This is a genomic window from Zhaonella formicivorans, assembly GCF_004353525.1.
Lineage (GTDB): Bacteria > Bacillota > DUOV01 > DUOV01 > Zhaonellaceae > Zhaonella > Zhaonella formicivorans.
Genome location: NZ_CP085524.1, coordinates 2,853,798 through 2,877,375 on the forward strand (window position 1 = coordinate 2,853,798; position 23,578 = coordinate 2,877,375).

Annotated in this window: 23 protein-coding genes; 20 read left to right on the plus strand and 3 right to left on the minus strand. The window is 47.6% G+C overall.

Going from position 1 to position 23,578, the window contains the following annotated elements:
- The first annotated feature begins 37 nt into the window (after positions 1-37).
- From ribD to panD, 7 genes are all read left to right on the plus strand, one after another.
- A complete protein-coding gene (gene ribD / locus EYS13_RS13935) occupies positions 38-1,135 on the plus strand; it encodes a bifunctional diaminohydroxyphosphoribosylaminopyrimidine deaminase/5-amino-6-(5-phosphoribosylamino)uracil reductase RibD (RefSeq protein ID WP_277998211.1) in 1,098 nt (365 codons plus the stop codon).
- Between the two features lie 10 nt (positions 1,136-1,145).
- Positions 1,146-1,793 (plus strand): riboflavin synthase, encoded by a 648-nt coding sequence (ribE, locus tag EYS13_RS13940; protein WP_227763930.1) that lies wholly within the window; start codon positions 1,146-1,148, stop codon positions 1,791-1,793.
- A 12-nt stretch (positions 1,794-1,805) separates the two neighbouring features.
- Positions 1,806-2,999, plus strand: a complete 1,194-nt coding sequence (locus EYS13_RS13945) for a bifunctional 3,4-dihydroxy-2-butanone-4-phosphate synthase/GTP cyclohydrolase II (protein WP_227763931.1) — start codon at positions 1,806-1,808, stop codon at positions 2,997-2,999.
- Positions 3,000-3,012: 13 nt separating this feature from the next.
- Complete coding sequence (gene ribH, locus EYS13_RS13950; protein WP_227763933.1) at positions 3,013-3,474, plus strand: 6,7-dimethyl-8-ribityllumazine synthase; 462 nt, start codon at positions 3,013-3,015, stop codon at positions 3,472-3,474.
- Positions 3,475-3,948: 474 nt separating this feature from the next.
- Positions 3,949-4,782 (plus strand): 3-methyl-2-oxobutanoate hydroxymethyltransferase, encoded by an 834-nt coding sequence (gene panB, locus EYS13_RS13955; protein ID WP_227763935.1) that lies wholly within the window; start codon positions 3,949-3,951, stop codon positions 4,780-4,782.
- Between the two features lie 11 nt (positions 4,783-4,793).
- Positions 4,794-5,639 (plus strand): pantoate--beta-alanine ligase, encoded by an 846-nt coding sequence (gene panC, locus EYS13_RS13960; RefSeq protein WP_227763938.1) that lies wholly within the window; start codon positions 4,794-4,796, stop codon positions 5,637-5,639.
- Positions 5,640-5,641: 2 nt separating this feature from the next.
- Positions 5,642-5,998, plus strand: coding sequence for an aspartate 1-decarboxylase (panD, locus tag EYS13_RS13965; RefSeq protein WP_227767963.1), 357 nt, complete (start codon positions 5,642-5,644; stop codon positions 5,996-5,998).
- A gap of 36 nt (positions 5,999-6,034) precedes the next feature.
- Here panD and EYS13_RS13970 read toward each other — a convergent pair whose 3' ends face one another.
- Positions 6,035-6,181 (minus strand): hypothetical protein, encoded by a 147-nt coding sequence (locus tag EYS13_RS13970; RefSeq protein ID WP_227763940.1) that lies wholly within the window; start codon positions 6,179-6,181, stop codon positions 6,035-6,037.
- A gap of 182 nt (positions 6,182-6,363) precedes the next feature.
- On the opposite strand from EYS13_RS13970, the gene EYS13_RS13975 reads away from it, so the two are divergent.
- The 3 genes from EYS13_RS13975 (at position 6,364) to phoU (ending at position 9,925) form a co-directional block, all read left to right on the plus strand.
- Positions 6,364-7,107, plus strand: a complete 744-nt coding sequence (locus EYS13_RS13975; RefSeq protein WP_227763943.1) for an epoxyqueuosine reductase — start codon at positions 6,364-6,366, stop codon at positions 7,105-7,107.
- A 393-nt stretch (positions 7,108-7,500) separates the two neighbouring features.
- Positions 7,501-9,129, plus strand: a complete 1,629-nt coding sequence (locus EYS13_RS13980; protein WP_227763944.1) for a homocysteine S-methyltransferase family protein — start codon at positions 7,501-7,503, stop codon at positions 9,127-9,129.
- A 133-nt stretch (positions 9,130-9,262) separates the two neighbouring features.
- A complete protein-coding gene (phoU, locus tag EYS13_RS13985) occupies positions 9,263-9,925 on the plus strand; it encodes a phosphate signaling complex protein PhoU (protein WP_423055360.1) in 663 nt (220 codons plus the stop codon).
- Here the strand turns inward: phoU and EYS13_RS13990 are convergent.
- Positions 9,922-10,212 (minus strand): late competence development ComFB family protein, encoded by a 291-nt coding sequence (locus tag EYS13_RS13990; RefSeq protein ID WP_227763949.1) that lies wholly within the window; start codon positions 10,210-10,212, stop codon positions 9,922-9,924. The genes phoU and EYS13_RS13990 overlap by 4 nt on opposite strands.
- A gap of 403 nt (positions 10,213-10,615) precedes the next feature.
- Here EYS13_RS13990 and EYS13_RS13995 point away from each other — a divergent pair, with 403 nt between their 5' ends.
- From EYS13_RS13995 to EYS13_RS14035, 9 genes are all read left to right on the plus strand, one after another.
- On the plus strand, positions 10,616-11,431 hold the full coding sequence (locus tag EYS13_RS13995) for a cyanophycinase (RefSeq protein ID WP_227763951.1): 816 nt from the start codon (positions 10,616-10,618) through the stop codon (positions 11,429-11,431).
- 25 nt (positions 11,432-11,456) lie between these two features.
- Positions 11,457-14,099 carry a cyanophycin synthetase gene (gene cphA / locus EYS13_RS14000; protein ID WP_227763952.1) on the plus strand — a complete coding sequence of 881 codons (2,643 nt, stop codon included), beginning with the start codon at positions 11,457-11,459 and terminating at the stop codon, positions 14,097-14,099.
- A gap of 102 nt (positions 14,100-14,201) precedes the next feature.
- Positions 14,202-15,050: a 4-(cytidine 5'-diphospho)-2-C-methyl-D-erythritol kinase gene (gene ispE, locus EYS13_RS14005; protein ID WP_227763954.1), complete on the plus strand. Its 849-nt coding sequence runs from the start codon at positions 14,202-14,204 to the stop codon at positions 15,048-15,050.
- A gap of 125 nt (positions 15,051-15,175) precedes the next feature.
- Positions 15,176-15,859 (plus strand): GntR family transcriptional regulator, encoded by a 684-nt coding sequence (locus tag EYS13_RS14010; protein WP_227763956.1) that lies wholly within the window; start codon positions 15,176-15,178, stop codon positions 15,857-15,859.
- A 77-nt stretch (positions 15,860-15,936) separates the two neighbouring features.
- A complete protein-coding gene (locus EYS13_RS14015) occupies positions 15,937-16,692 on the plus strand; it encodes a nucleotidyltransferase family protein (RefSeq protein ID WP_227763959.1) in 756 nt (251 codons plus the stop codon).
- A gap of 223 nt (positions 16,693-16,915) precedes the next feature.
- Complete coding sequence (gene purR / locus EYS13_RS14020) at positions 16,916-17,737, plus strand: pur operon repressor (protein WP_227763960.1); 822 nt, start codon at positions 16,916-16,918, stop codon at positions 17,735-17,737.
- Positions 17,738-18,017: 280 nt separating this feature from the next.
- Positions 18,018-18,272: a septation regulator SpoVG gene (gene spoVG / locus EYS13_RS14025; protein WP_227763962.1), complete on the plus strand. Its 255-nt coding sequence runs from the start codon at positions 18,018-18,020 to the stop codon at positions 18,270-18,272.
- A 285-nt stretch (positions 18,273-18,557) separates the two neighbouring features.
- Positions 18,558-19,940 (plus strand): bifunctional UDP-N-acetylglucosamine diphosphorylase/glucosamine-1-phosphate N-acetyltransferase GlmU, encoded by a 1,383-nt coding sequence (glmU, locus tag EYS13_RS14030; protein WP_227763964.1) that lies wholly within the window; start codon positions 18,558-18,560, stop codon positions 19,938-19,940.
- Positions 19,941-19,954: 14 nt separating this feature from the next.
- Complete coding sequence (locus tag EYS13_RS14035; protein WP_227763966.1) at positions 19,955-20,902, plus strand: ribose-phosphate diphosphokinase; 948 nt, start codon at positions 19,955-19,957, stop codon at positions 20,900-20,902.
- Positions 20,903-20,924: 22 nt separating this feature from the next.
- Here the strand turns inward: EYS13_RS14035 and EYS13_RS14040 are convergent, their stop codons facing one another.
- A complete protein-coding gene (locus EYS13_RS14040) occupies positions 20,925-21,671 on the minus strand; it encodes a PRC-barrel domain-containing protein (protein WP_227763969.1) in 747 nt (248 codons plus the stop codon).
- Between the two features lie 323 nt (positions 21,672-21,994).
- Between EYS13_RS14040 and EYS13_RS14045 the strand changes: the two genes are divergently transcribed.
- Positions 21,995-23,578: a spore germination protein gene (locus tag EYS13_RS14045; protein ID WP_227763971.1), complete on the plus strand. Its 1,584-nt coding sequence runs from the start codon at positions 21,995-21,997 to the stop codon at positions 23,576-23,578.

The window sequence follows — 23,578 nt, forward strand, 5'->3', positions numbered from 1 at the left end:
TCAAGTCATCATGATGCTTGAGCAAGGAGGCGAAATTTTGGACCATCGTACTTTAATGGCCAGGGCCTTAGAACTGGCTGCCCTGGCGAAAGGCAGGACAAGCCCTAATCCTATGGTAGGCGCCGTAGTGGTTAAGGAGGGGAGGATCATTGCCGAAGGCTACCATCAAAAAGCAGGTACGTCTCATGCTGAGGTAATTGCCCTTGAGCAGGCAGGACCTGCCGCCCGGGATGCAACCCTCTATGTAACTTTAGAGCCGTGCAGCCATTATGGCCGGACCCCGCCCTGCGTCAACAAAATAATTGCAGCCGGGGTAAAAGAAGCAGTGGTTGCTATGACCGATCCGAACCCCCTGGTTAACGGGCGGGGGATAAAAATGCTGCGGGAAGCTGGAATTAAGGTTATTGTGGGCGTTTTGCAAAAAGAGGCGGAAAAACTTAATGAGGTATTTATCAAGTACATCACCACCGGGAGGCCTTTTGTTGCCCTCAAATGGGCCATGACTTTGGACGGCAAAATAGCCACTGTTGCAGGAGATGCTAAATGGATTAGCAATGAAGTTTCCCGAGCATATGTCCATACTTTGCGGGATGAGACCGATGCTATTTTAGTAGGCATTAATACTGTCTTAAGCGATAACCCTAGCCTAAATACCAGATTGCCCGGGAAAAAAGGCAAGGATCCAATCCGGGTAATTCTTGACAGCCGCTTGCGGGTTCCCTTGAATTCCAATGTCGTAAATCTGGATTCTCCGGCCCCTACTATAATTTGTTGTGCTGAAAATGCGGACAAGGAAAAAATCAGCAGACTGGAAGAAAAAGGGGTACTGGTCTGGCAGCTGCCCAGTTCCGCGGGACTCTTGGACCTGTCCTGTTTACTTGACCGCTTGGGAGCAAAAGAAGTTACGAGCTTGTTGGTGGAAGGGGGAGGTACTGTTATCGAGTCCTACCTGCGGCAAAGATTGGCTGATAAACTATACTGTTTTATTGCCCCGAAAATTGTCGGCGGACAACAGGCTAAAACGCCGGTGGAAGGCAGGGGAGTCCAATCTATGGCGGAAGCTTACCGGTTGGCAGAGTTAAATTGCGAGAACATGGCCGGCGACTTGCTGGTTACCGGCTACTTTAGAAAGTGAGTGACCAAAAATGTTTACCGGAATTATAGAAGAGCTGGGGACAGTGCTGGAAGCAAAGAGATTACAGTCGAAAAACTATCTCAGAATACAAGCATCGCTGGTGTTAGAGGGAACAAAGCTGGGAGACAGCATCGCGGTCAATGGCGTTTGCCTGACGGTAGTATCTTTGGATAAATCCTCCTTCACCGTTGATGTAATGCCTGAAACCTACCGCAAAACCACTTTGGAGAAGCTGTCACCAGGCGATAAGGTCAATTTGGAGCGGGCCATGTCAGCCCAAGGCAGGTTTGGCGGCCATTTTGTCAGCGGGCATGTGGACAGCACGGGAGAAATCCTGACTATAGCCCGGGAGGAGAATGCTGTACTGCTTGAAATCGGCGCTCCGCCTTCCACCATGCGCTACATTGTGGAGAAAGGCTCCATTGCTGTTGAGGGGATCAGTTTGACAGTGGCCAAAGTAGACGAAAAGAGCTTTTGGTTGTCTTTGATTCCCCATACTTATGCCCTTACTAATTTGCAATATAAAAGGAAAGGCAGCCAACTCAACCTGGAAACCGACATGTTAGCCAAGTATATCGAGAAATTCACCTTGTTAAACCGTGAAGTGCAGCCCAAACGCAAATTAACTCTGAGCTATTTGCAGGAACTAGGCTTCTAAGGAGGAAACAAAATGCTGAATTCAATTGATGAGATTATAGCAGATATCAAGCAGGGCAAAATGGTGATTATCGTCGATGATGAGGACAGGGAAAACGAAGGGGATTTGGTCATGGCTGCTGAGGCCGTAACTCCCGAAGCAATTAATTTCATGATCACTCACGGTAAAGGTTTGGTTTGCCTCTCGCTGGACAAAAAGAGGGCGGATGAATTGGAACTGCCTGAAATGGTGCGGGAAAACAGTGACTCCTTACGGACCGCGTTTACTGTTTCCATAGATTTAAAGTATGGGACAACCACAGGAATTTCTCCCTATGACCGGGCAGCCACCATCAAGCATGCGGTCAACCCTGCCGCTAAACCCGAGGATTTTGCCCGGCCCGGCCATATTTTCCCTTTGCGGGCAAAAGAGGGCGGAGTTTTGCAGAGGGCCGGACATACGGAAGCTTCTGTTGACTTGGCCAGGCTTGCCGGCTGGAAACCAGCCGGGGTGATCTGCGAAATCATTAAAGAAGACGGTACCATGGCCAGGCTGCCTGATTTACTGGCATTTGCCGAAAAGCATAATTTAAAAATCGGCACAATTGCCAGTTTAATAGAGTACAGGAGAAAAACCGAGAAGCTGGTGCGTCGGATTGCCAAAGCCAAACTGCCCAGCCGGTTTGGGACTTTTCAGCTGGTTACCTACCAGAACCTGCTGGACAATTCCACCCATCTGGCTATCGTGAAGGGAGAGGTGGCAGGCGATGAACCGGTTTTAGTGAGGGTACATTCCGAATGTTTGACGGGGGATGCTTTGGGTTCCTTGAGGTGCGATTGCGGGGAACAACTGGAACAGGCCCTGCAGGCTATTGAGGAAGCAGGAAAAGGAGTGGTTCTTTATCTTCGTCAGGAAGGAAGAGGCATTGGTCTGGCCGCCAAAATGCAGGCTTATGAACTGCAGGACCAAGGATTGGATACAGTGGAAGCCAACGAGGCTTTAGGTTACCCGGCCGATTTGAGGGACTACGGCATCGGGGCCCAAATGCTGGCTGATCTGGGTGTTAGGAAAATTAAGCTGATGACTAATAACCCACGAAAAATTAAGGGACTCGAGGGCCACGGCCTATCCATAGTGGAGCGGGTACCGCTGAAAATACCGCCGAAATGCGAAAACCTGCGTTATCTTAAGACTAAAAAAACCAAGCTCCAACACATGTTAGATTAGGAGGAAGAATAAAATGAAGAAAATTGAAGGGAATTTAATCGGTACAGGTCTGAAGTTTTGCATAGTTGCCAGCAGGTTTAATGAATTTATCACCAATAAGTTGATTGAAGGGGCTGTTGATTCACTGCACAGGCATGGAGTGCGGGAAGAAGACATAACTCTGGTTTGGGTACCCGGGGCTTTTGAAATACCCATTGCTGCCAAGAAAGCAGCTGGTTCCCCCGATTATGACGCGGTAATTTGCCTGGGGGCGGTAATCAGAGGCGCCACCCCTCATTTCGACTATGTAAGCGCCGAGGTCAGCAAGGGCATTGCCCATGTGGGCCTGGATACGGGAAAGCCCGTTATTTTCGGTGTCCTGACTACCGACACCATCGAACAGGCCATTGAGCGGGCCGGCACCAAAGCAGGCAACAAGGGTTGGGACGCAGCCCTTACTGCCATCGAGATGGCCAATTTGTTTAAAAATATTTAGTATTCGACTTGGTATATTCAAGGCTTTGCAAAATGCTGCAAAGCCTTTTTAAACAACAATAAAGTAATACCTGATGGGGAAAAAACGGCGGCGGTTTTCAAGGGACAATATGTGGTATTAAAATAGATTGACGCACGGCTAAATGGATAATGCTTTTTATATCATACTTGTAATCTTCAGGCAAATGTATTATTTTAAATACAATAGGGTGGTATCCGAAACAGAGCCATACCTGCAGATATGCCCATTATAATTCTATAGAAAAAATCGCTTGGATCTTTATGGACCGAGACGGCAATAAGGTAAGGGCTATTTGTGCCTTTTAAGGTCTCACGGTCAACGTGGGCCTTTTTGCTATTATTATTCATTGCTTGTATTCATTTATTATTTGCTTCTTAGGATTTCATTTTGCCATCCAAGCGACGGTACATTGCTGGATGGCTTTTTTATTTTTGAAGGTTAGGAGGAAACAATTTGGGAGGCAAAGTAACTATTACCACTCTTCTGGAAAAAAAGAAGCTAAAAAAGCCTATTACCATGCTTACCGCTTATGATTTTTCCTTGGCTAAAGCAGTTGACCTCAGCGGAGTAGACTGCATCCTGGTGGGGGATTCCCTGGGAAATGTGGTTTTGGGTTACGAGCATACTTTACAAGTGACAATGGAGGACATGTTGCATCACGTTCAGGCTGTTGCCCGTGGGGCTAAAAGGGCAATGATCGTAGCCGATATGCCATTTTTATCCTGCCACCTCACTACAGCGGAGAGCATCCGTAATGCCGGCAGCCTAATCCAAGCGGGGGCCCACGCGGTGAAGATTGAGGGAGGCGGTGCCCAGGTTACCGGCACCGTAGAGGCAATAGTTGAAGCTGGTATCCCGGTAATGGGACATATCGGCCTTACGCCGCAAAGGGTGTTGCAGCTTGGAGGATATAAGGTGCAGGGCAAGGAAGAAGCGGAAGCTGGGCTTTTATTCCAGGAGGCTAAGTCTTTGGAAGCGGCAGGAGCATTTGCTGTTGTTTTGGAATGCATCCCTGCCCGGCTGGCTGAAAGGATTACAACTGGGATAGGCATACCTACTATCGGCATTGGAGCGGGCCCGTACTGCGACGGTCAAGTCTTGGTAACTTATGATCTTTTGGGCATAAACGACACGCCTACGCCTAAATTTGTCAAAAAATATGCCGATCTGCATGCTGCTGTGCAGGAAGCTTTGCAAACCTTTGTTGCTGAGGTTAACGAAGGTATATTTCCCGACCTGGAGCACTCGTACACCGGCCAGAAGGAAAAAATATGCAAATTATACTAGGAGGCAGTTTGATGGAGGTCTTTCGGAAAGTTGCAGAGATTAAGGAGTTCGTTCGTCAAAAAAAAGCCCAAGGGAAAGTCATCGGCCTGGTACCGACAATGGGGTATTTTCATCTAGGCCATTTAGCATTGATGCGTGAGGCCAAAAATAGCGGGGATACCGTTGTAGTGAGTATTTATGTCAACCCCTTGCAGTTTGGGCCGCAGGAAGACCTGGCCAGTTATCCCAGGGATGAGCAAAGGGACTTGGCGCTTGCCGGGGAGATTGGGGTAGATGCTGTTTTTATACCTGCTGATGCTGAAATGTATCCTAACGGGTTTAGTACTTATGTGGAAGTAGAACAGCTGACCAGCGGCCTGTGCGGCCAATTTCGCCCGGGACATTTTAAAGGCGTTACTACCGTTGTCCTTAAATTGTTTAACATAGTTACACCTGATAGGGCATATTTCGGGCAAAAAGATTATCAACAGCTGGTAGTGGTCAGGAAAATGGCGGAGGACCTTAACCTGGATGTGGAGATTGTTGGGCTGCCTACGGTGCGGGAGCCGGATGGTTTGGCCCTTAGTTCTCGAAATGTTTACTTGAACCCGGAGGAAAGAAAGGCTGCTCCTCTTTTGCAGCAAAGCCTGCTTAAAGCGAAGGAAGAGATTGTAAATGGCGAACGCAGCCCTGAAAAAATTAGGGATTTAATTGCCCGTATCCTACAGTCGGAGCCGCTGATTAGAACAGAATATATTGAAGTCAGGGAAGCCAGGCACCTGGAACCTTTAGAGTATTTGGAAGGCAGGATAGTGATCGCATTGGCAGCCAGGGTTGGCAAAGCCCGTTTGATTGACAACATTTTAGTGGAGGTATGATGATGTTTATAACCATGTTTAAATCCAAAATTCACCGGGCAAAAGTCACTGGAGCAGATTTAAATTACGAAGGCAGCATCACCATTGACAGTACACTTTTACAGGCGGCAAATATTCTACCTAATGAAAAAGTCCAAGTGGTCAATATTAATAACGGAGCCCGGTTTGAGACCTATGCCATTCCGGGAGAACCTGGCACCGGCGTGATTTGCCTGAACGGGGCGGCGGCAAGACTTGCCCAAGTAGGCGATTTGGTTATCATAATTGCTTATTGCCAGCTTACCCCTGCTGAAGCTTTGCAGCATGAACCCGTTGTAATTAAAGTGGATGAGCAGAATAAATGTTTGCAGACTCAGTAATTAAAAAAACCCAACAGTGTTCTGTTGGGTCATAACTTAGGCAAATTTTTTTGCTTTTTTGGCGTAGTCTATTTTCCGGCGCACTTCTTTGATTTTAGCGCTGTTTCTTTCTGGGTTTGTTTTTTTCAGCAGTTGTAGATATGCTTTGCCTTGTTTAATATACAAATCTAAATTATCAGGCATGTTATCTCCCTCCCTGATAATAAGTTTTGCCAATTTGCACCGGTTTAAACATCGCTCATAGGAGAAAGATCTCAATTTTCCCTTGTTAACGAAAGAAAAGGTAGTATAATATTTAAACAATAAGTAACACATATTAGCCAAGAGGGTGGTAAGCACATCCTCTTTTGGGGAGGAGAAAACAAATGCCTGATCTGTCTTTGGAGCTAAAGGATTTGCTCAGACAGAAAGTCCTAAACGCCAAAAAAGTTACTAAATACCGGGCACCCCTTTTGGGCTTTGTTGCAGCAGATGACCCCGGTTTCAGAGAAATAAAGGAAGTGGTTACTCCTAACCACCTGTTGCCGCGGGATATCTTGCCGGAAGCGAAAACGGTGCTGGCTTTTTTTGTACCTTTTGCTATCGAACCGATTCGGGCCAACCGTCGCTCCAAGGAAGTTGCCCGCCAGTGGGCTCTTGCCTATGTTGAAACCAATGCTTTGATAGGGGAGTTATGCCAGGCAATTCATGATTTTTTGGCCCCTTTGGGGTACAAAACCGGGTGGCAGCCTGCTACCCACAATTTCAATGAAGAAACCTTGGAGTCATTATGGTCGCACCGCAGCGTAGCCTATTTGGCCGGATTGGGCTCTTTTGGCCTAAACCGGATGCTGATTACGCCCGCAGGCTGCGCCGGACGTTTTGGCAGCGTGGTCACTTCGGCCGAGATTGAGCCCTCGGGGCGTATAAGTCAGGAATTTTGTTTGTTTAAGTCAGAAGGAAAATGCAATTTTTGTGTCAGCAATTGCCCTACCGGTGCTTTAACGTTAAGCGGTATAGATAAACATAAGTGCTACAGCCATCTTTTAGAGGTGGCCAAAGATTTTTCCGATTTAGGGCTGTGTGACGTCTGCGGCAAATGCTGTGTAGGCCCTTGTGCTATCAAGTGACACGACGGGTGCAACTAGCCGTGGGCTACCTTCAGCTAATTCTCTATCCAGGCGAGCAACGTAGTTGTTAGCCATCAGCTCTCAGCATCAGCCAGCCAATGGCTACCAGCCATCAGCTATCAGCTATCAGCTGTCAGCTGTCAGCATTTCCCTGCTGGCTTGATAATTGCTAATGACTAGTGACTAACGGTTTTACAAGTCCACAAAAGCTATACATGCAACTAAGGACTAACAACTAGGGACTAACAACTAGGGACTAACGACGCGGTTTCAGCCGATGCTAATGACCAATGACTCGGCTTAGCCGCTGCTGAAAACTAACGACTAACGACTAAGGACGCGACAGTAGGTCGCTGCTGGTGACTTGGGACTTATAACAAGGGGAGGAACACTATGCCGACATGGGAAGAATTCTTAGGAAGAATTATCATTTTTGACGGTGCTATGGGCACCATGCTGCAGGCCGCGGGTCTGGATTTGGGTAGATGTCCCGAACTGTGGAATCTGGAAAGACCGGAAATAATTCAGGATATCCACCGGGCCTACGTGGAGGCAGGGGCTATGGTAGTAGAAACAAACAGCTTCGGTGGAAATACCATTAAACTCAAGGAATACGGCTTGGCAGACAAGACCCAGATGATTAATAGAAAGGCTGCGGAGCTGGCCAAAGAAGCCGTAGGGGGGAAGGCGCTGGTTGCAGGCTCCGTTGGCCCCACAGGCTTATTAATGGAACCCTATGGCACTGCTACTTTTGATGATTTGTATACAGCCTTTTTTGAGCAGATCCGCGGCTTGGCCACAGGCGGGGCTGACCTGATCTGCATTGAAACAATGTCTGATTTAGGGGAAATGCGGGCCGCTTTAATTGCAGCCAAGGCTGCCTGTAAGCTGCCTGTAATTTGTACCATGACTTTCGAGCAGGGCGGCAGCACCATCATGGGCATAAGCCCGGAAACGGCCGCTTATGTGCTCGCTTCTTTGGGAGCTGATGCTATAGGGGCTAACTGTTCTACCGGGCCGGAAGAATTGCTGCCGGTAATTAAACGCATGGCCCAAGCCAGCAGCCTGCCACTGATTGTCCAGCCTAACGCAGGTTTGCCTGTAATGCGGGAAGGCCGGGTCTGTTATGACCAAACCCCATCAAGCATGGCCGGTTTCGCCCCTAAATTTGTTGAAGCCGGGGTGCAGATTCTAGGCGGTTGCTGCGGCACCACCCCTGAGCATATTGCGGCTATTGCCCGGGCCGCTTCAGGTCTAACGCCCGGCATCAGGGAGATTAAAGCCAAGACGGTCTTAGTGGGAAGGCGGAAGCCGGTTATTATAGATGAATCCCCGGTGCCGGTGGTGATCGGCAGCAGAACCGGTAGTCCGTTTAGGGAGAATTTAACTGCTGCTTCCACTCTCGAACAAGTGGAAGCCGTTGTGCGGGATGCGTCACTGCAGGTGGAAGCAGGCGCTCAGATAGTAGATATCAATGTGCTTTTCGGTGGCAAGGAAGAACCGGAAACAATGCGGCAGGCGGTCCTCCAGCTGCAAAGTACCCTTGATGTGCCTGTGGCAATTGATTCCGCTAACCCTGAAGTCGTCCTGGCAGGGTTGAAGACGGCAAAAGGCAAAGCCCTCTTAAGTGCGGTCACGGGTGAAGAGAGCAACCTATCCCAGCTTTTACCTTTGGCAAAAAAATACGGCGCTGCCGTTTTGGCTACCGCCGTTGACTCCGGTGTGCGGGCTCAAAATGCTGCGGCAGACAGGACAAAAATAGCTGAAAAAATCGTGCAGAGAGCTAAAGGATGGGGCATAAACCGGAGTGAGTTAATTATCGACTGCCTGGCCGGCTGGTTTACCCGTGAACTGCCGGAAAAGGAGCTGACCGAGGTAAATGCTTTCTTGAAGGGGCAGCTGGGGGTTAAAACCTGTTTACGTCTCCCTTTTTCACTCCAGTCTTCCCTGCCCAAAATAGATGAAGAATTTTTACATGGCCTGCGCCGACAGGGTGTTGACATGATACTCAAGGAATTTTAAGGAGAAGTTAGGAATTTTTTAAATAATCATTAAAATTGTGTTTAGGAAGTGTTCAAACTGCTAAATACTAGTTTCGTAAAATGGCAAAGGGGAATATAATGATACTTAAACCACAAGAAAAGGGGGAGCGATGATGGGCACAATTAGGCAAAATTTCACCAATGCATTGAAAACGCTGCAAAACGATATTTTACGCATGGGTGGTTTAGTGGAGGAGGCCATCGCCAACGCAGTCCGGTCCCTGGCTAAAAGAGATGTTACCCTGGCAAACCGAGTGATCGAGGGTGACGCTTTGATTGACCGCTTGGAGTTGGAAATTGAAAGCAAATGCATGATGTTGATCGCAACTCAACAGCCCCTTGCTACTGATCTGCGCAGAATAGGTGCCGGCTTTAAAATCATTACCGACTTGGAACGGATGGCTGATTATGCGGAAGATATAGCGGAAATAACGACCAGGATTGCTCATGAACCGTTAATTAAGCCTTTAATTGATATTCCCAAAATGGCTGAGATTACCCAGGGTATGGTTCGGGACAGTTTGGATGCTTTCGTCAGGGAGGATGTCAGCCTGGTCTACGAAATGGCAAAAAGAGATGACCTGGTCGACTCGTTGCATCGCCAGGTCTTTGAGGAACTGCAAGTATACATGTCCAGAGATCCCAACACCATCTTCCAGGCCACATACCTGCTCTTTGTCAGCCGCTATCTGGAGAGAATAGCCGATCATGCCACCAATATCGGTGAGCGGGTTATCTACCTGGTTACCGGGGAAAGGGTGGATTTAAATAGTTAATTTTCGTTAGCATGGCGCGGGTTGTCTTTCACAAGCATTATTGCCCTAGCTAAAGCTGTGTAGACATCAATCCGGTACTGTGCTTCCAGAGTTTTGATCCGGGAGTAAAGCTCGCCTTGCTCCCGGACCACATATTTGGGTGGCAACTCATTTAAGGCCAGTGCAACGATGTCATAGCGGCACGTTTCACAGCGGCATACTTCCGGGTACTTGCTCAAAAGATCGTCTAAAAAGTTCCAGACCACGTCTTCCATATAGTTCTTTAAGAAAACCTTAGCTTGAGCCAAAGGACCCCCTCCTTTATTCATTTGCCAGACATTTCGGCAGCAAGTAAATTAATTCCTGCTTGTGTTCATCTGAATGTTAAAAAAGAGACTGACTGCAGGCTCTTTCAGAACGTTCACAAAATATTATCAGCCCGCATGTATTATGGAGCTGGACTGGTTTCCCTCTAGGCTGGCAGCTTTGCTGCCGTTAACGGCGTGGGAGCTTGTCCAGAACGAAATAATACATGCGGGCTTTATCTTTCTTTTGACATTAACAAACAATACCGTGACGTAGTCTCCTCTTTAAATACCATACCTTGACTTGGCCGGAAATACGCCTTTCATTTTCGTATATTTGCAACAGGGACTGGTAAAAATATGAAATGTGCAATTTCGACACCTTCTTAAAGCAAGAGGAGGCATTATGGGCGACAAAGTGCAGGGGACGCTGGTTATTATCGGAGGAGCGGAAGACAAGACAGGCAGATGTGAGATCCTGAGAAAAGTGGTAGAGCTGGCAGGTGGGGAAGAAGCCCGTTTGGTCATTATGACAGCGGCTACCGAGAAGCCGGAAGCGGTAGGAGAAGATTACCGCAGGATATTTAAAAAATTAAGAGTTAAGGAAATTGAAATTCTAAACATCAGCAGTCGGACTGAGGCTAACCAAAACCGCTACGTACAAATTATTCAAAATTCTACGGGCATTTTTTTCACCGGTGGAGACCAATTGAGGATCACCAGTCTTTTGGGTGGGACTGCAGTTTATCAGGCGCTGCAGGAGGCCTATTTGCGGGGGATAGTGATTGCCGGTACAAGTGCCGGCGCTTCGGCAATGAGTGAAACCATGATAGTAGAAGGCGACAGTGATGAAGCTCCTAAAAAAAATACTTTAAAAATGGCACCTGGAATGGGTCTTATAGCCGAAGTGGTAGTAGACCAGCATTTTGCCCAACGGGGACGGATAGGAAGGTTGCTTTCAGCTGTAGCCCAAAACCCGCATACCTTAGGGATAGGCATAGATGAAGACACGGCTATCGCAGTTGCGGCCAATGGGCTGTTCGAGGTCTACGGCTCACAAACGGTGACAGTAGTGGATGGGCGGCAGATTACTCATACCAATGCTTCCGAATCCAGTCCCAGTGAGGCGCTGGCATTAACCAACATTACGCTGCATGTTTTGCCTGCGGGCTATCGTTTTGATTTAAACAGACGCATCCCGCTGGAGCCGTCGGCTGACTAACAAAAAGGGAGGACTTTACAGAGTAATGGAAATTAAATCCCTACGGGCTATTGAGTCAATGAACATCTATTGCTATCGCCCCGTAATCGTACTATTGTTGGATTTAGCGGAATTCAGCCAATGTTACACCAGTGACTTAAAAGATTTTAGCAGGCGCTTACTTAAAATTTTACCCGGCTTGGCAGAGCATCATTGCTCCAGGGGAAAACCGGGGGGATTTGTGGAGAGACTCACCGAAGGCACATTGCTGGGGCATGTGGTTGAACACGTGGCCTTAGAGCTGCAGCACCTGGCGGGTTCCAATGTGGTTTACGGCAGAACCAGGTGGCTGGCTGACCCGGGCCTTTATGAAGTGGTCTACGAGTTTGAGGTAAAAGAGGGCGGACTCCTAGCTGCCACCCAAGCGGTAAGCTTGGTCAAAGCCATCTTAAATGAACAGCCCTGGGGGTTGGAGGATGAGCTGGAAGAACTGCGCCGCGTTATAGCCCGGCATGCTTTGGGCCCCAGTACAAAGGCTATCCTTGCGGCGTGCAAAAAAAGAAATATTCCGGTTATGCGCCTTGGTTCCGGGAGCCTCTTACAGCTGGGGTATGGAGCTAAACAAAAAAGAGTACAAGCTACGCTCACCGTAAATACCTCCTGTATTGCCGTAGATATTGCCGGCGATAAAACGCTGACTAAAGAGCTGTTGGCGGAGGCAGGTATTCCTGTTCCCCTGGGAAATATAGCCGAAACATTGGAAGATGCCCTGGGGGAAGCAAAAAAAATCAATGGGCCGGTAGTAATTAAGCCCTACAACGGCAATCAGGGGAAAGGCGTTTCTTTAAACCTGCGGACCCCTCAGGAAATAACCACGGCTTTCCAATTAGCCAAAAACTACAGCGAAAAAATGCTGGTAGAGGAGTATGTGGAAGGCAAACATTACCGGGTGTTGGTGGTAGGGAAGGAAGTAGTGGCCGTAGCGGAGCGGATCCCGGCCATTGTAGTTGGTGATGGTAAGCATAACATTCGGGAGCTGATTTATCTCATCAATCAGGATCCTATGCGGGGATATGGTCATGAAAAACCCTTGACCAGAATTACTATCGATCCGCAGTTGATTCTTGTATTAACTAAAAACGGGTTGAGTCTCGATTATGTTCCTAAACAAGGGGAAAAAGTAACCCTGCGGGAAAATGCTAATCTCTCCACCGGTGGGGTAGCTGTAGATGTCACCGATCAAATCCACTACAAAAATGTCAGCCTGGTGCTCAGGGCTGTGCAAACCATAGGTTTGGATGTGGCAGGGGTTGATTTGGTAACACCCGATATCTCCAAACCAATAGAAGAGGAGGGTGGAGCAATTATTGAAGTTAACGCTGCGCCCGGGATCAGGATGCACCACTACCCGTTCCGCGGGGAGTCAAGGGATGCTGGAGGAGCTATAGTAAACTCCCTTTTTCCCCAAGGTGAAAACGGCAGAATACCGCTGGCTGTTGTTACCGGGACCAATGGCAAGACCACAACAACCAGGTTATTAGGTTGGATGCTTAGAAACAGCGGTCACACAGTGGGGTTGGCCACGACTTCCGGCGTTTACATCAATGATGAATGCATTATCAAAGGGGATACCACGGGCCCTAAAAGCGCTCAGGCGGTGCTGCGTGATAATAGGGTGACGGCTGCCGTTTTGGAAACAGCCAGAGGAGGCATTGTGCGGGGCGGCCTTGGTTACGACTGGGCCGATGTGGCGGTCATTACCAACATCTCAGAAGACCATTTGGGGCAAGACGGAATAGACACTCTGAAGGACTTGGCCCACGTTAAGTCCTTGGTGCTGGAGGCTTTGCCCAAGGAAGGTCATGCCGTTTTGAATGCGGATGATCCTCACGTGGTGGACCTGGTGGGTAGGGTACGCAGTCAAGTCATCTATTTTAGCCAAAAAGCGGAAAATGTGATTGTGAGAAGGCACTTGGGCGTAGGCGGGACTGCTGCTTTTGTAGTCGGCGGCCAGGTGGTGGTTGCTAAAGGTAATGAGGTCAAAAAACTGCTGGCTGTCAAAGAAATTGCCTTAACCAGGGGAGGACAGGTTGCGCATAATTTGGAGAATGTCTTGGCTGCTGTAGGGGCGGCCATTGCTTTGGGCATTGGTTTAGGGGAGATAATAAACACTTTAAGATTTTTTGGCATGGATCGCAGGCACAACCCTGGCCGCTTAGAAGTATACGAAACCAAGGGAATTACAGTGGTTGTCGATTACGGGCATAACCCGGCGGGATTTGAACAAGTTTTCCGTTGGGTAAAACGCCTAAATAAAAAGGCTATTCGGGCCGTACTTGGGGTCCCCGGCGACCGCTCCGATGATATTATTCTCAAAGCAGGAGCTGTGGCCGGAAGCTTTTGTCACTGGGCTTATCTTAAAGAAGACAAAGACCTGCGGGGCAGGCAGCCGGGGGAGGTGGCTGAACTCTTGCGTCAGGGAGTTTTGGCAGGAAGCGGCGGCAAATTGAAAAACGTGGTGGTGGAATGTGACGAAGTAACAGCATTTAAAAGGGCCCTGGATGATGCACAGCCGGGAGAAGTTGTGCTGATCTTCTATGAACACCTGGAACCGGTTTTGGAGTGCCTAAGAGCCTGGGCCGGGGAAAAAGTTGAACAATTGCCCTGTTTGGCGGCAGTCGCTGAATAGTCCTTTTTTTTCAGCAGAAAAAGGATTTTTTACAAATTTGTATAATACCTAACTGATTAACCAATCCATTTTAAAGATTTCATTCCGGAGGAGTTCAGACAGTTGGAGGAATTAGCTCTAAACGCATACGCCAAAATCAACCTGACCTTAGATGTTTTAGGGACAAGGCCCGATGGTTTTCACGAAGTGCAGATGGTAATGCAGTCGGTTGCTTTGGCCGATAAACTTTATTTTCAGCTAGCTCCGGAATTGAGCTTAACTTGTACTGATCCGGAACTGCCGGTCGATGCAACCAATTTGGTGCTAAAAAGCGCCAGGGTTTTACAAGAGCTCTACCAGGTTAAACGAGGGGCAACTATCCATTTAGAAAAACATATTCCCATGGCTGCGGGACTGGCCGGAGGCAGCAGCAATGCTGCAGCGACCCTTTGGGGTCTGAATATCTTGTGGGATTTAAGACTTGCTCCCGGGGAACTGCTTAGGATTGGGGCCCAGTTAGGCTCCGACATCCCTTTTTGCCTAATCGGGGGAACTGCTTTGGCCCAAGGGAGGGGTGAAAGGCTGACACTGCTCCCGCAACTGCCTAAACAATGGCTGGTTTTGGTCAAGCCTGACTTTGGAGTTGCCACCGGCGAAATATATCAGAAGTGGGATGAAGCCAAAAGGTTGGCGCAGCCCACGAGCCCCCAATTTATTGCAGCTTTGGAGCAGGGGGCACAGGACAAATTATGGGACTCGTTGGATAATCATTTAGAGGATGTTACCTGCCAGTTATATCCCGAAGTGAGTGTAATTAAGGAGAAATTGCTGCAAACCGGGGCGAAAAAGGCAGTCATGAGTGGCAGTGGCCCTACTGTTTATGGCATAATGGAGGGACAGGAGGCAGCGGAGCAGGCTGCACGTTTACTTAGAAAACAATATTCTCAAGTATTCGTTACTCACACTTTGTAACATTGGGTTATAGTCGTTAGTCCTTAGCTGCATGTATGGCTTTTGCGGAAAAAGCCAGCAGCTAATTGCTAAAAGCTTACGGCTGAAAGCTAACGACTAACGACTAAATATGGGGGGGCCGGTTTATGAACCAACGTTTATCGCCTGTGAAACTGGAGAATTACAAGCCTTTACGTGAAATTGTTTTTGAAACCATGCGGGAGGCCATAATTTCCGGCCAGCTGAAACCGGGTGAACGACTGATGGAAGTGCAGCTGGCGGAAGAAATGGGTGTAAGCCGTACGCCAGTCCGGGAAGCTATTCGCAAACTTGAATTGGAAGGCTTTGTGGTGATGGTGCCCCGCAAGGGTGCTTATGTGGCAGATATTTCCACTAAAGACATTGCCGATGTTTTTGAAATCAGGGCAGCCTTGGAAGCTCTTGCCGCGGGGCTCGCTGCCGAGCGAATCACCGATGAAGAGTTGGAAGAACTGCAGCGCATTCTGGTCAAAGTGAGTAAAAGCGCGGAAAGCCATGACTTAGAGAACTTGATTCAGGTAGATACGGAATTTCATGACGTGCTGTACAAGGCAAGCAGGAATGAAAGGCTGGTACAAATTATTTCCAATTTACGGGAACAGATTCAAAGATTTCGTTCCACCACATTAGCTGCACCGGGTAGAATGAAGGATGCTCTGGAAGAACATAAAAAGATAGTTGATGCAATATCGGAGCGCAACGTTGCTTTGGCGGCACAATTAGCGCAAGAGCATATTGAAAATGCGGAAAACAGCATGCTGGAAGCTATCCGTAAAATCACCGAAAGTTAATGGTATAAGGCAAATAGAGCGGATAAAAGTCAAATTAATTTTTGCACTTTGAAATAGCCAAGGGGGGAAGTGGTTGTATGAAGACCGATGCCATAGTGTTAGCCGGAAGTCCAAATCAAGGCCGTTTGCGGGAATGCAGTCCGGTGGCCAATGAAGCTCTTATCCCAATTGGCAATCGCTTTATGGTAGAATATGTTGTTACAGCTTTGCTTAACTCACAAAGTATTGAGCAAATTGTCATCGTGGGACCGGTAGACGAACTATTGCCAATATATTGCGGACAGCCCCGGGTTATTTTGACTGAAGCAGGAAAAACGGTGCTGGAAAGCTTGCAAAACGGAGTGGCTAAGCTACAGACCCCGGGACATGTTTTGATTGCAACTTGCGATATCCCCTTATTGAAAGCGGAGGCGGTAGACGCTTTCTTAGACAAGTGCGGCGATTTGGAGGCGGACCTGTATTACCCTATAGTGTCCAAGGAAATTAATGAAAAATACTACCCCGGGGTTAAACGTACATATGTTACTTTTAAAGAAGGAACTTTTACCGGAGGAAACCTTTTTCTGTTTAACCTGGAAGTGCTCCCCCGATGTGCGGCTAAAGGTGAAGAATTGGTCAAGCTGCGCAAAAGTCCGCTGGCCTTAAGCAAACAAATTGGCTTCTTATTTATAGTTAAATTTTTATGCAAATTACTTACCCTTAAAGAAACGGAAATGCGGTTTTCTCAGTTGCTTGGCCTAAAAGGCAAAGCAGTTATTTTAGAATACCCGGAAGTGGGTATTGATGTAGATAAGCCCAGCGATTTGGAACTGGCAAGAAAGGTATTGGCATAGCAGCTTTCAGCTGTCAGCCAAAAGCTATCAGCTTTAACCCTTCGGCTGCATATGATTGGTGGCTAAAGGTTCCATATGTCCATAGTAGAATAAATACAAGTAACGACTAACGACTAAGGTCAATGACTCGACCGTAGGTCGCCCCCCTGGGACTCGACAGCAGTACTAGGCTGGCGACCAACTAGTAACCAACAACTATCAACTAAGTGGGGGGGATGAATCTATGCGCAGGAGTGAGCGAATTGCCATTATTACGAAAATCTTAAGCACTAACCCTCGCACTCATTTTTCTCTGAATTATTTTGCCGGGCTCCTGGATGCAGCAAAATCAACTATAAGTGAAGATTTGACCTTAGTCAGGGATACTTTTCAGGAATACGGTTTGGGACAAGTAGTTACAATTCCGGGGGCTGCAGGTGGCGTAAAATTTCTGCCGCTCCTTAGCCTGTCTAAGATTGCTTCCCTCCTGGAAGAGATGTCTGAACGACTGGCAGAACAGGAAAGGATAATCCCCGGTGGTTACTTGTACATGACCGACCTTATTTTTAACCCTAAGCATGCCGGCGAAATTGGTGAAATTTTCGCTACCGTTTTTAAGGAAATAGAACCTGATTATGTGGTCACAATAGAAACAAAGGGAATTCCCCTGGCTATGTCAACGGCCCGGGCTTTCAACGTGCCCCTGGTAATCATCCGGGATGACAGCAAAGTTACAGAAGGCTCTGCAGTCAGCATCAACTATGTCTCGGGCTCAACCAGGCGCATCCGTACCATGGCCCTGGCCCGCCGATCCATGGCAACCGGCTCCAAAGTGCTTTTAATTGATGATTTTATGAAGGCAGGAGGCACTGCCCGGGGAATGCTGGAATTGATGGCTGAATTTAAGGCGGAAGTGCTTGGGATGGGAGTACTGGTTAGCACTACCGAACCAAAGGAAAAGCTTGTGGATAACTACCTGGCTCTTTTAGAGCTGGAAGCGTTGGATGAAAAAGAAAAGAGGATTTCAATCAAACCCGGCAAATGGCTGTATAACTTTACTGGCTAGGGGTGTTTACATGAATACAAACCGCCTGGAGTCGCATTCCTGCTGTGATTTTAATGCCCCAGGGAGCTCCTTTAACAAAAATGACGGTCCCGGTGCATCAAATAAAATTTTTATCACAAATCATGAATTTGTCATAAAAATACGAAAAAACGAGGTATAAAAATTAAGAAACATGTGTAAATTATGATTTAAAAAAGAAGGAATTTTATGCCAAATGCCGAATAGGGATTAGTACAAGACAAGCATGTTCATGGGGCTATATGGAAGGGTGGTGAGCAGTTTGAACATTACAGATGTGCGCATTAGAAAAATCAGCCAGGAAGGCAAAATGAAAGCAGTGGTATCGGTAACTTTTGATGATGCGTTTGTAGTACATGACGTAAAAGTTGTTGAGGGACAAAATGGACTTTTTGTGGCTATGCCGAGCAGGAAGACACCCGAGGGAGAGTATAGGGACATTGCCCATCCCATCTCGTCTGATGCCAGGGGTATTATCCAGTCGGCTGTTTTAAAAGCTTACGAAGAAGCCATTTAAATCATAATCCTACCAGTGGGTCAGCCCTTGGAACAAAAAATAGGAGCTTTGGCTCCTCTTTTTGTCTCGGCTATTCAGAAAGTATAAATTTCACGGCGCATAAGGACAACTCTATTAACAACAAAGGCTAGTTGTAGCCTTTTTTTGTTGCATAGGAAATTATGCTTGCATGAAATCTGTGGATAGGTATAAAATGCTTTTGTTCCTTTAACTGCATTTAACTGTTTCCCAAAGATTAAAATGTGGTAAAATATTTTTTGGAAAAACAGATGGTGGAGGTTGTTTATGGGCAGAGTAGCTGCGGTTATTTTGGCTGCAGGCAAGGGCACGCGGATGCGTTCCCAATTGCCTAAAGTTTTACATAAAGTGGCCGGCAAATACCTGATTCAGCACGTTTTGGATACGTGTAAAAAGCTGTTAGTTGATAAAATCATCATCATTGTTGGGCACCAGGGAGAACTGGTGCAGGAGAAAATTGGTCAGGGTCCCATCTATGCCTGGCAGAGGGAACAGCTTGGTACCGGGCATGCTGTCCTTCAAGCCGGGGATTTTATTACCGAAGATGTAGAGACTGTGCTTTTGGTTTGTGGTGACACTCCTTTGTTAACTGCGGACACTCTGCAAAACCTGCTGGAAATGCACCAGGGTCAAGGGGCAGCAGCAACGGTGCTGACAACCTGCATGCCCGATCCAACGGGCTACGGACGGATTGTCAGGGATGACCGTAATGAAGTAGTACGGATTGTGGAACAAAAAGATGCTACCCCGGAAGAACTGGCAATTCAAGAAATCAATTCGGGCTCCTATTGCTTTAATGCCCGCCATTTGAAAGAGGCGCTGCTACAAATCCGACCGGATAACGCCCAAGGGGAATATTATTTAACGGATGTGATTGCTGTCTTTAAGCAGCAGGGACTGAAAGTACTGGCTTATGAGACGGAAGATCCTGAAGAAATCGCTGGTATTAACAGCAGAATACAGTTGGCTCAAGCTGAGGCTGTTTTCAGGCGCAGGATCAATGAGAAATTAATGGGGCAAGGAGTAACGATACTTGATCCCGGGAATACCTACATCGAAGGCGATGTGCAAATTGCCCCTGATACAGTTATTTATCCATATACTTTTTTGCAAGGGCGGACTGTTATTGGCAGGGAATGTGAAATTGGCCCCAACTGTACAATCAAGGACAGTACTATAGCAGCGGGTGTTACTGTTACTCATTCCGTTATAGTGGAGAGCGAAATAGGCGAGAACTGCCAAATAGGTCCTTACAGTTATTTACGACCAGGTACCCGGTTAGGTCGAGGTGTTAAGGTAGGAGACTTTGTGGAACTCAAAAAGACGGTGGTCGGTGAAGGCAGCAAAATTCCCCATTTAAGTTACATTGGTGACGCAGTTGTCGGACAAAAGGTCAACATTGGCGCAGGAACTATTACGTGCAATTATGACGGGAAAAACAAATGGTTAACAGAGATCGAGGATGGGGCATTTATCGGCAGCAACAGCAACCTGGTTGCCCCTGTAAAGGTTGAGCGCAATGCGTATGTGGCTGCCGGCTCTACGATTACGGAAAATGTGCCTGCAGGAGCGTTGGGAGTAGCCAGAGGGAGGCAGGCCAATATCCCCGGCTGGGTGAAAGAAAAGAAAAAACAGCTGGAGGAAAAATAGGATGGAGGTATATTATGTCTACATCTAGACAGAGGTTAAAAATATTTACAGCTAATGCCAACCCTGGCTTGGCAGAAGAAATTGCAGATTATCTGGGGGTCAGTCTGGGTGCCTGTAAAGTTAAAAGGTTCAGTGACGGTGAAATCAGCATCGCCATCGATGAAAGCGTGCGGGGCGCTGATGTTTTTATTATCCAACCTACCTGCAACCCGGTTAACGATAATCTGATGGAACTTTTAATCATGATTGATGCCATGCGCCGGGCGTCGGCCCGTAGAATTACTGCTGTCATGCCTTATTACGGGTATGCGCGGCAGGAAAGAAAAGCGCGGGCCAGAGACCCCATCTCGGCCAAGTTGGTGGCCAACCTCCTGACTGCCGCCGGGGCGCGCAGAGTAGTGGCCATGGACTTGCATGCCAGCGCCATACAGGGTTTTTTCGATATTCCTGTGGACCACCTGCCCGGTGTACCTATTCTGGCCGAATATTACAAAAGTAAAAACTTGCAGGACGTGGTAGTAGTTTCCCCCGATATCGGAGGTGTTACGCGGGCCAGGAATTTGGCCGGCCGCATCGGCGCGGAACTTGCAATTATTGACAAGAGAAGGCCCCAGCCCAATGTCTCCGAAATTATGCATATTATCGGTAATGTACAGGATAAGACTGTGATCATGATCGATGATATCATTGACACGGCGGGAACCATTACTCAGGGGGCTCAGGCTTTGCTGGAGCGGGGCGCCAAGGAAGTGCTGGTATGCTGTACCCACCCGGTGCTTTCCGGACCGGCAGTCAGCCGTTTGGCAGATTCCATCATCAAAGAGGTTGTGGTCTGCAATACTATACCCGTTCCCCAGGAAAAAATGATACCGAAAATGAAAGTCCTGTCGGTAGCGCCCCTTTTAGGTGAAGCAATTATCCGCATTCACGAGGATCTGTCAGTAAGCAAACTGTTTGACTAGCTAATACAAAAAGTTGATCATTTTATGCATTGGTTTTTGGGTGGTTTGTCCCATCCTCAGTATTTTGCGCATTCTGAACACTGGCCTCCCCGGGCAGTTCTGCTTTGTCCTGGGGAGGTTTTGTTTCCTCTTCTTCGTCGGAGGTGAACTTTTCAACCGATTTAGTGAGCTGCTCTCCTAATCGTTTTGTGGTTTCGACTGTGGATGCCCACATTTTTGTTCCAGCTTCTTTTACCGTTTTCATAGTTTCCTGGAGCCCTGAGTCCGAACGTTCTAATTTTTGCTCAGCTCCTTCCTGGACAATTATGGCATGTTTGCCGAGTGTAACAATTGCTTCCGTAGGAAGGTAGGCTTTTCCCTTAAAAAGCGAGTCCAGGAGCCTTCCGCTGATTTCCAACGAAGTAATCCGTCCGGTAACGGGATCAAACATGAACTCTTCAACTGTACCCAAAAGACTTCCGTCCTGGGTTAACACCTTGGCCCCGATAACTCCCACTCCGCTTTTCATCAGCTGCATGATTTGCGGTAAAGCGCTGGCTCTTTCCGCATACTTCGTATGCCCCACAGTAACAGCGTGCTCACCGGCGCTTTTAATATGTTCAAAGGAAATAACTCTTGCCTCTTTAAACCATACCCCCTTTTGTTCCAGAACCAGCGCGGCAATGTTTAAGCCTTGCGGATCCAAGATCAACCCTTTTACCTTGCCGATTTGTTCCCCGTTTTCCAGGCTTACTATAGGCATGCCCAACAGCTTTTTGCTAGGCCGCACAGCAATCACCCTTTCTTTTAAGTAGTTGTTAGTTGTTAGTTGCTGGTTGTTAGTTAAAGATGGATGAAGTTATGAATGTAAGAAAGATTAATACTGACAGGGTTACGGGAAGTTGTTAGACTGTCGGGTATTGTAAAAGACATGCAAAATGCATTGCACTAACTAACAACTAAAAACCAACAACTAACAACTTCCGGAAAGGAATACCCGAGAATTTGTCCTGGTAGACAATATGCAGCTATCCGGAGTAATATACCTGTATGTTGGAAATAATAGGGATAAAATAAATCCATGCCAAATTATATGGAAACGGTGATGCCCTGTTGCGTTATCCAAAAAAAATCAGCAGAAAACCTGCACGTTTTGAGGACATAAAACAAGAGGAAAGGCCTTTAAAGCAGCTTAAAGTTTCAAGCAGTTTAGAAGAGAATTTGCGCATACTCAAAGCAAGCTTTAAAAACTGCAATGACGTTATTTTCCGGGAATTTGAGATTGGCCTGGGCAGGATCCCTGCTGCTGTTATTTACGTTGACGGACTGGTCAACAGACTAATATTAGATAATCAAATTTTAAAATCGCTGATGTTGCAGGCTCCCGTATTTGACCTCAATGGGGGGGAGGAGCATGTTGTGGGCGCTTGTCTCCTTTCCCGCATCAAAGAACGGGGGCTAACTGCAGGTGAAGTCAAAGAAAGCGAGGAACTGCAAGAATTAGCTAATGCTATTCTTTCTGGCGATGTGGCTTTCTTTGTTGATGGCATTGCCCTGGCGTTGATTATCGGCGCCCGGGGCTGGGCCAGCCGGAATGTGGGGGAACCTGAGACGGAATCACTGGTCAGAGGTCCCAGGGAGGGTTTTACCGAAACCCTGCGCATTAATACTGCCCTCTTGCGCCGGAGAATGAAGAGTCCTGATCTAAAGATGGAAGCTTTGCAAATAGGCACCAGGACAAAAAACGATGTAGTGCTGGCTTATGTTGATGGGTTAGTCAATCAGGAGGTGCTGCAAGAGACTAAAAGGCGTTTGCAGACGATTGAGATAGACGGTGTGCTGGAAAGCGGTTATATTGAACAGTTGATTGAAGACAGCTTCCTTTCTCCTTTTCCGCAGATGCAGTATACAGAGCGGCCCGATAAAGTGATAGCGGCATTGTTGGAAGGGAGGATAGCCATAATCTTGGACGGCACTCCTTTTGTGTTGATTGTGCCGGCAACTTTCCCCCAGTTTTTTCAAAGTCCGGAGGATTATTATGAACGTTGGATCATAGGCTCTTTTACCAGAGCGCTGCGGATTGTGGCCTCTTATATTGCCACTTTTATGCCAGCTATTTACATTGCTGCAGTATCCTACCATCCCGGACTGATACCCACCAAGTTGCTTTTAGCTATAGCGGCTTCCAGGGAAGGAGTGCCTTTCCCCCCCATCGTGGAAGCTGTAATGATGGAACTGTCCTTTGAACTTTTCCGGGAAGCGGGCGCCCGCTTGCCTAAACCTATCGGGCAAACCATCGGGATAGTAGGCGGTATTATTATCGGCGATGCCGCCGTGTCTGCCAATCTGGCCAGCCCCATCATGATTATTGTAGTGTCTGTCACCGCCATAGCGTCTTTTACAATTCCTGCCTACAACCTGGCTATTGGCTTTAGGCTTATCCGTTTTCCGCTGATGGTGGCTGCCGCTGTCCTGGGATTATACGGGGTAATGCTGGGATTTATTATTATCAACATTCACATGGTCACCATGAAGACTTTTGGAGTCAGCTATTTGTCTCCGATAGTTCCTTACCAAACCAGGGACTGGAAAGATTTGATCTTAAGAGGGCCTCTCAGAGCTTTGCTCACCCGCCCTGTAATTACCGGGCCCCAGGATAGTACACGCCAAGCCAACAGGAAAGAAAAGGGGTGGTAA

Coding starts and splice junctions, on each gene's coding strand:
- EYS13_RS13995 (WP_227763951.1), top strand. CDS start 10,616: ATGGGCGACAAAGTGCAGGGGACGCTGGTTATTATCGGAGGAGCGGAA.
- EYS13_RS13980 (WP_227763944.1), top strand. CDS start 7,501: ATGCCGACATGGGAAGAATTCTTAGGAAGAATTATCATTTTTGACGGT.
- EYS13_RS13945 (WP_227763931.1), top strand. CDS start 1,806: ATGCTGAATTCAATTGATGAGATTATAGCAGATATCAAGCAGGGCAAA.
- EYS13_RS13970 (WP_227763940.1), bottom strand. CDS start 6,181: ATGCCTGATAATTTAGATTTGTATATTAAACAAGGCAAAGCATATCTA.
- purR (WP_227763960.1), top strand. CDS start 16,916: ATGCGCAGGAGTGAGCGAATTGCCATTATTACGAAAATCTTAAGCACT.
- ribH (WP_227763933.1), top strand. CDS start 3,013: ATGAAGAAAATTGAAGGGAATTTAATCGGTACAGGTCTGAAGTTTTGC.
- panD (WP_227767963.1), top strand. CDS start 5,642: ATGTTTATAACCATGTTTAAATCCAAAATTCACCGGGCAAAAGTCACT.
- glmU (WP_227763964.1), top strand. CDS start 18,558: ATGGGCAGAGTAGCTGCGGTTATTTTGGCTGCAGGCAAGGGCACGCGG.
- phoU (WP_423055360.1), top strand. CDS start 9,263: ATGGGCACAATTAGGCAAAATTTCACCAATGCATTGAAAACGCTGCAA.
- EYS13_RS13975 (WP_227763943.1), top strand. CDS start 6,364: ATGCCTGATCTGTCTTTGGAGCTAAAGGATTTGCTCAGACAGAAAGTC.
- EYS13_RS14010 (WP_227763956.1), top strand. CDS start 15,176: ATGAACCAACGTTTATCGCCTGTGAAACTGGAGAATTACAAGCCTTTA.
- EYS13_RS14015 (WP_227763959.1), top strand. CDS start 15,937: ATGAAGACCGATGCCATAGTGTTAGCCGGAAGTCCAAATCAAGGCCGT.
- cphA (WP_227763952.1), top strand. CDS start 11,457: ATGGAAATTAAATCCCTACGGGCTATTGAGTCAATGAACATCTATTGC.
- ribE (WP_227763930.1), top strand. CDS start 1,146: ATGTTTACCGGAATTATAGAAGAGCTGGGGACAGTGCTGGAAGCAAAG.
- EYS13_RS14035 (WP_227763966.1), top strand. CDS start 19,955: ATGTCTACATCTAGACAGAGGTTAAAAATATTTACAGCTAATGCCAAC.
- panC (WP_227763938.1), top strand. CDS start 4,794: ATGGAGGTCTTTCGGAAAGTTGCAGAGATTAAGGAGTTCGTTCGTCAA.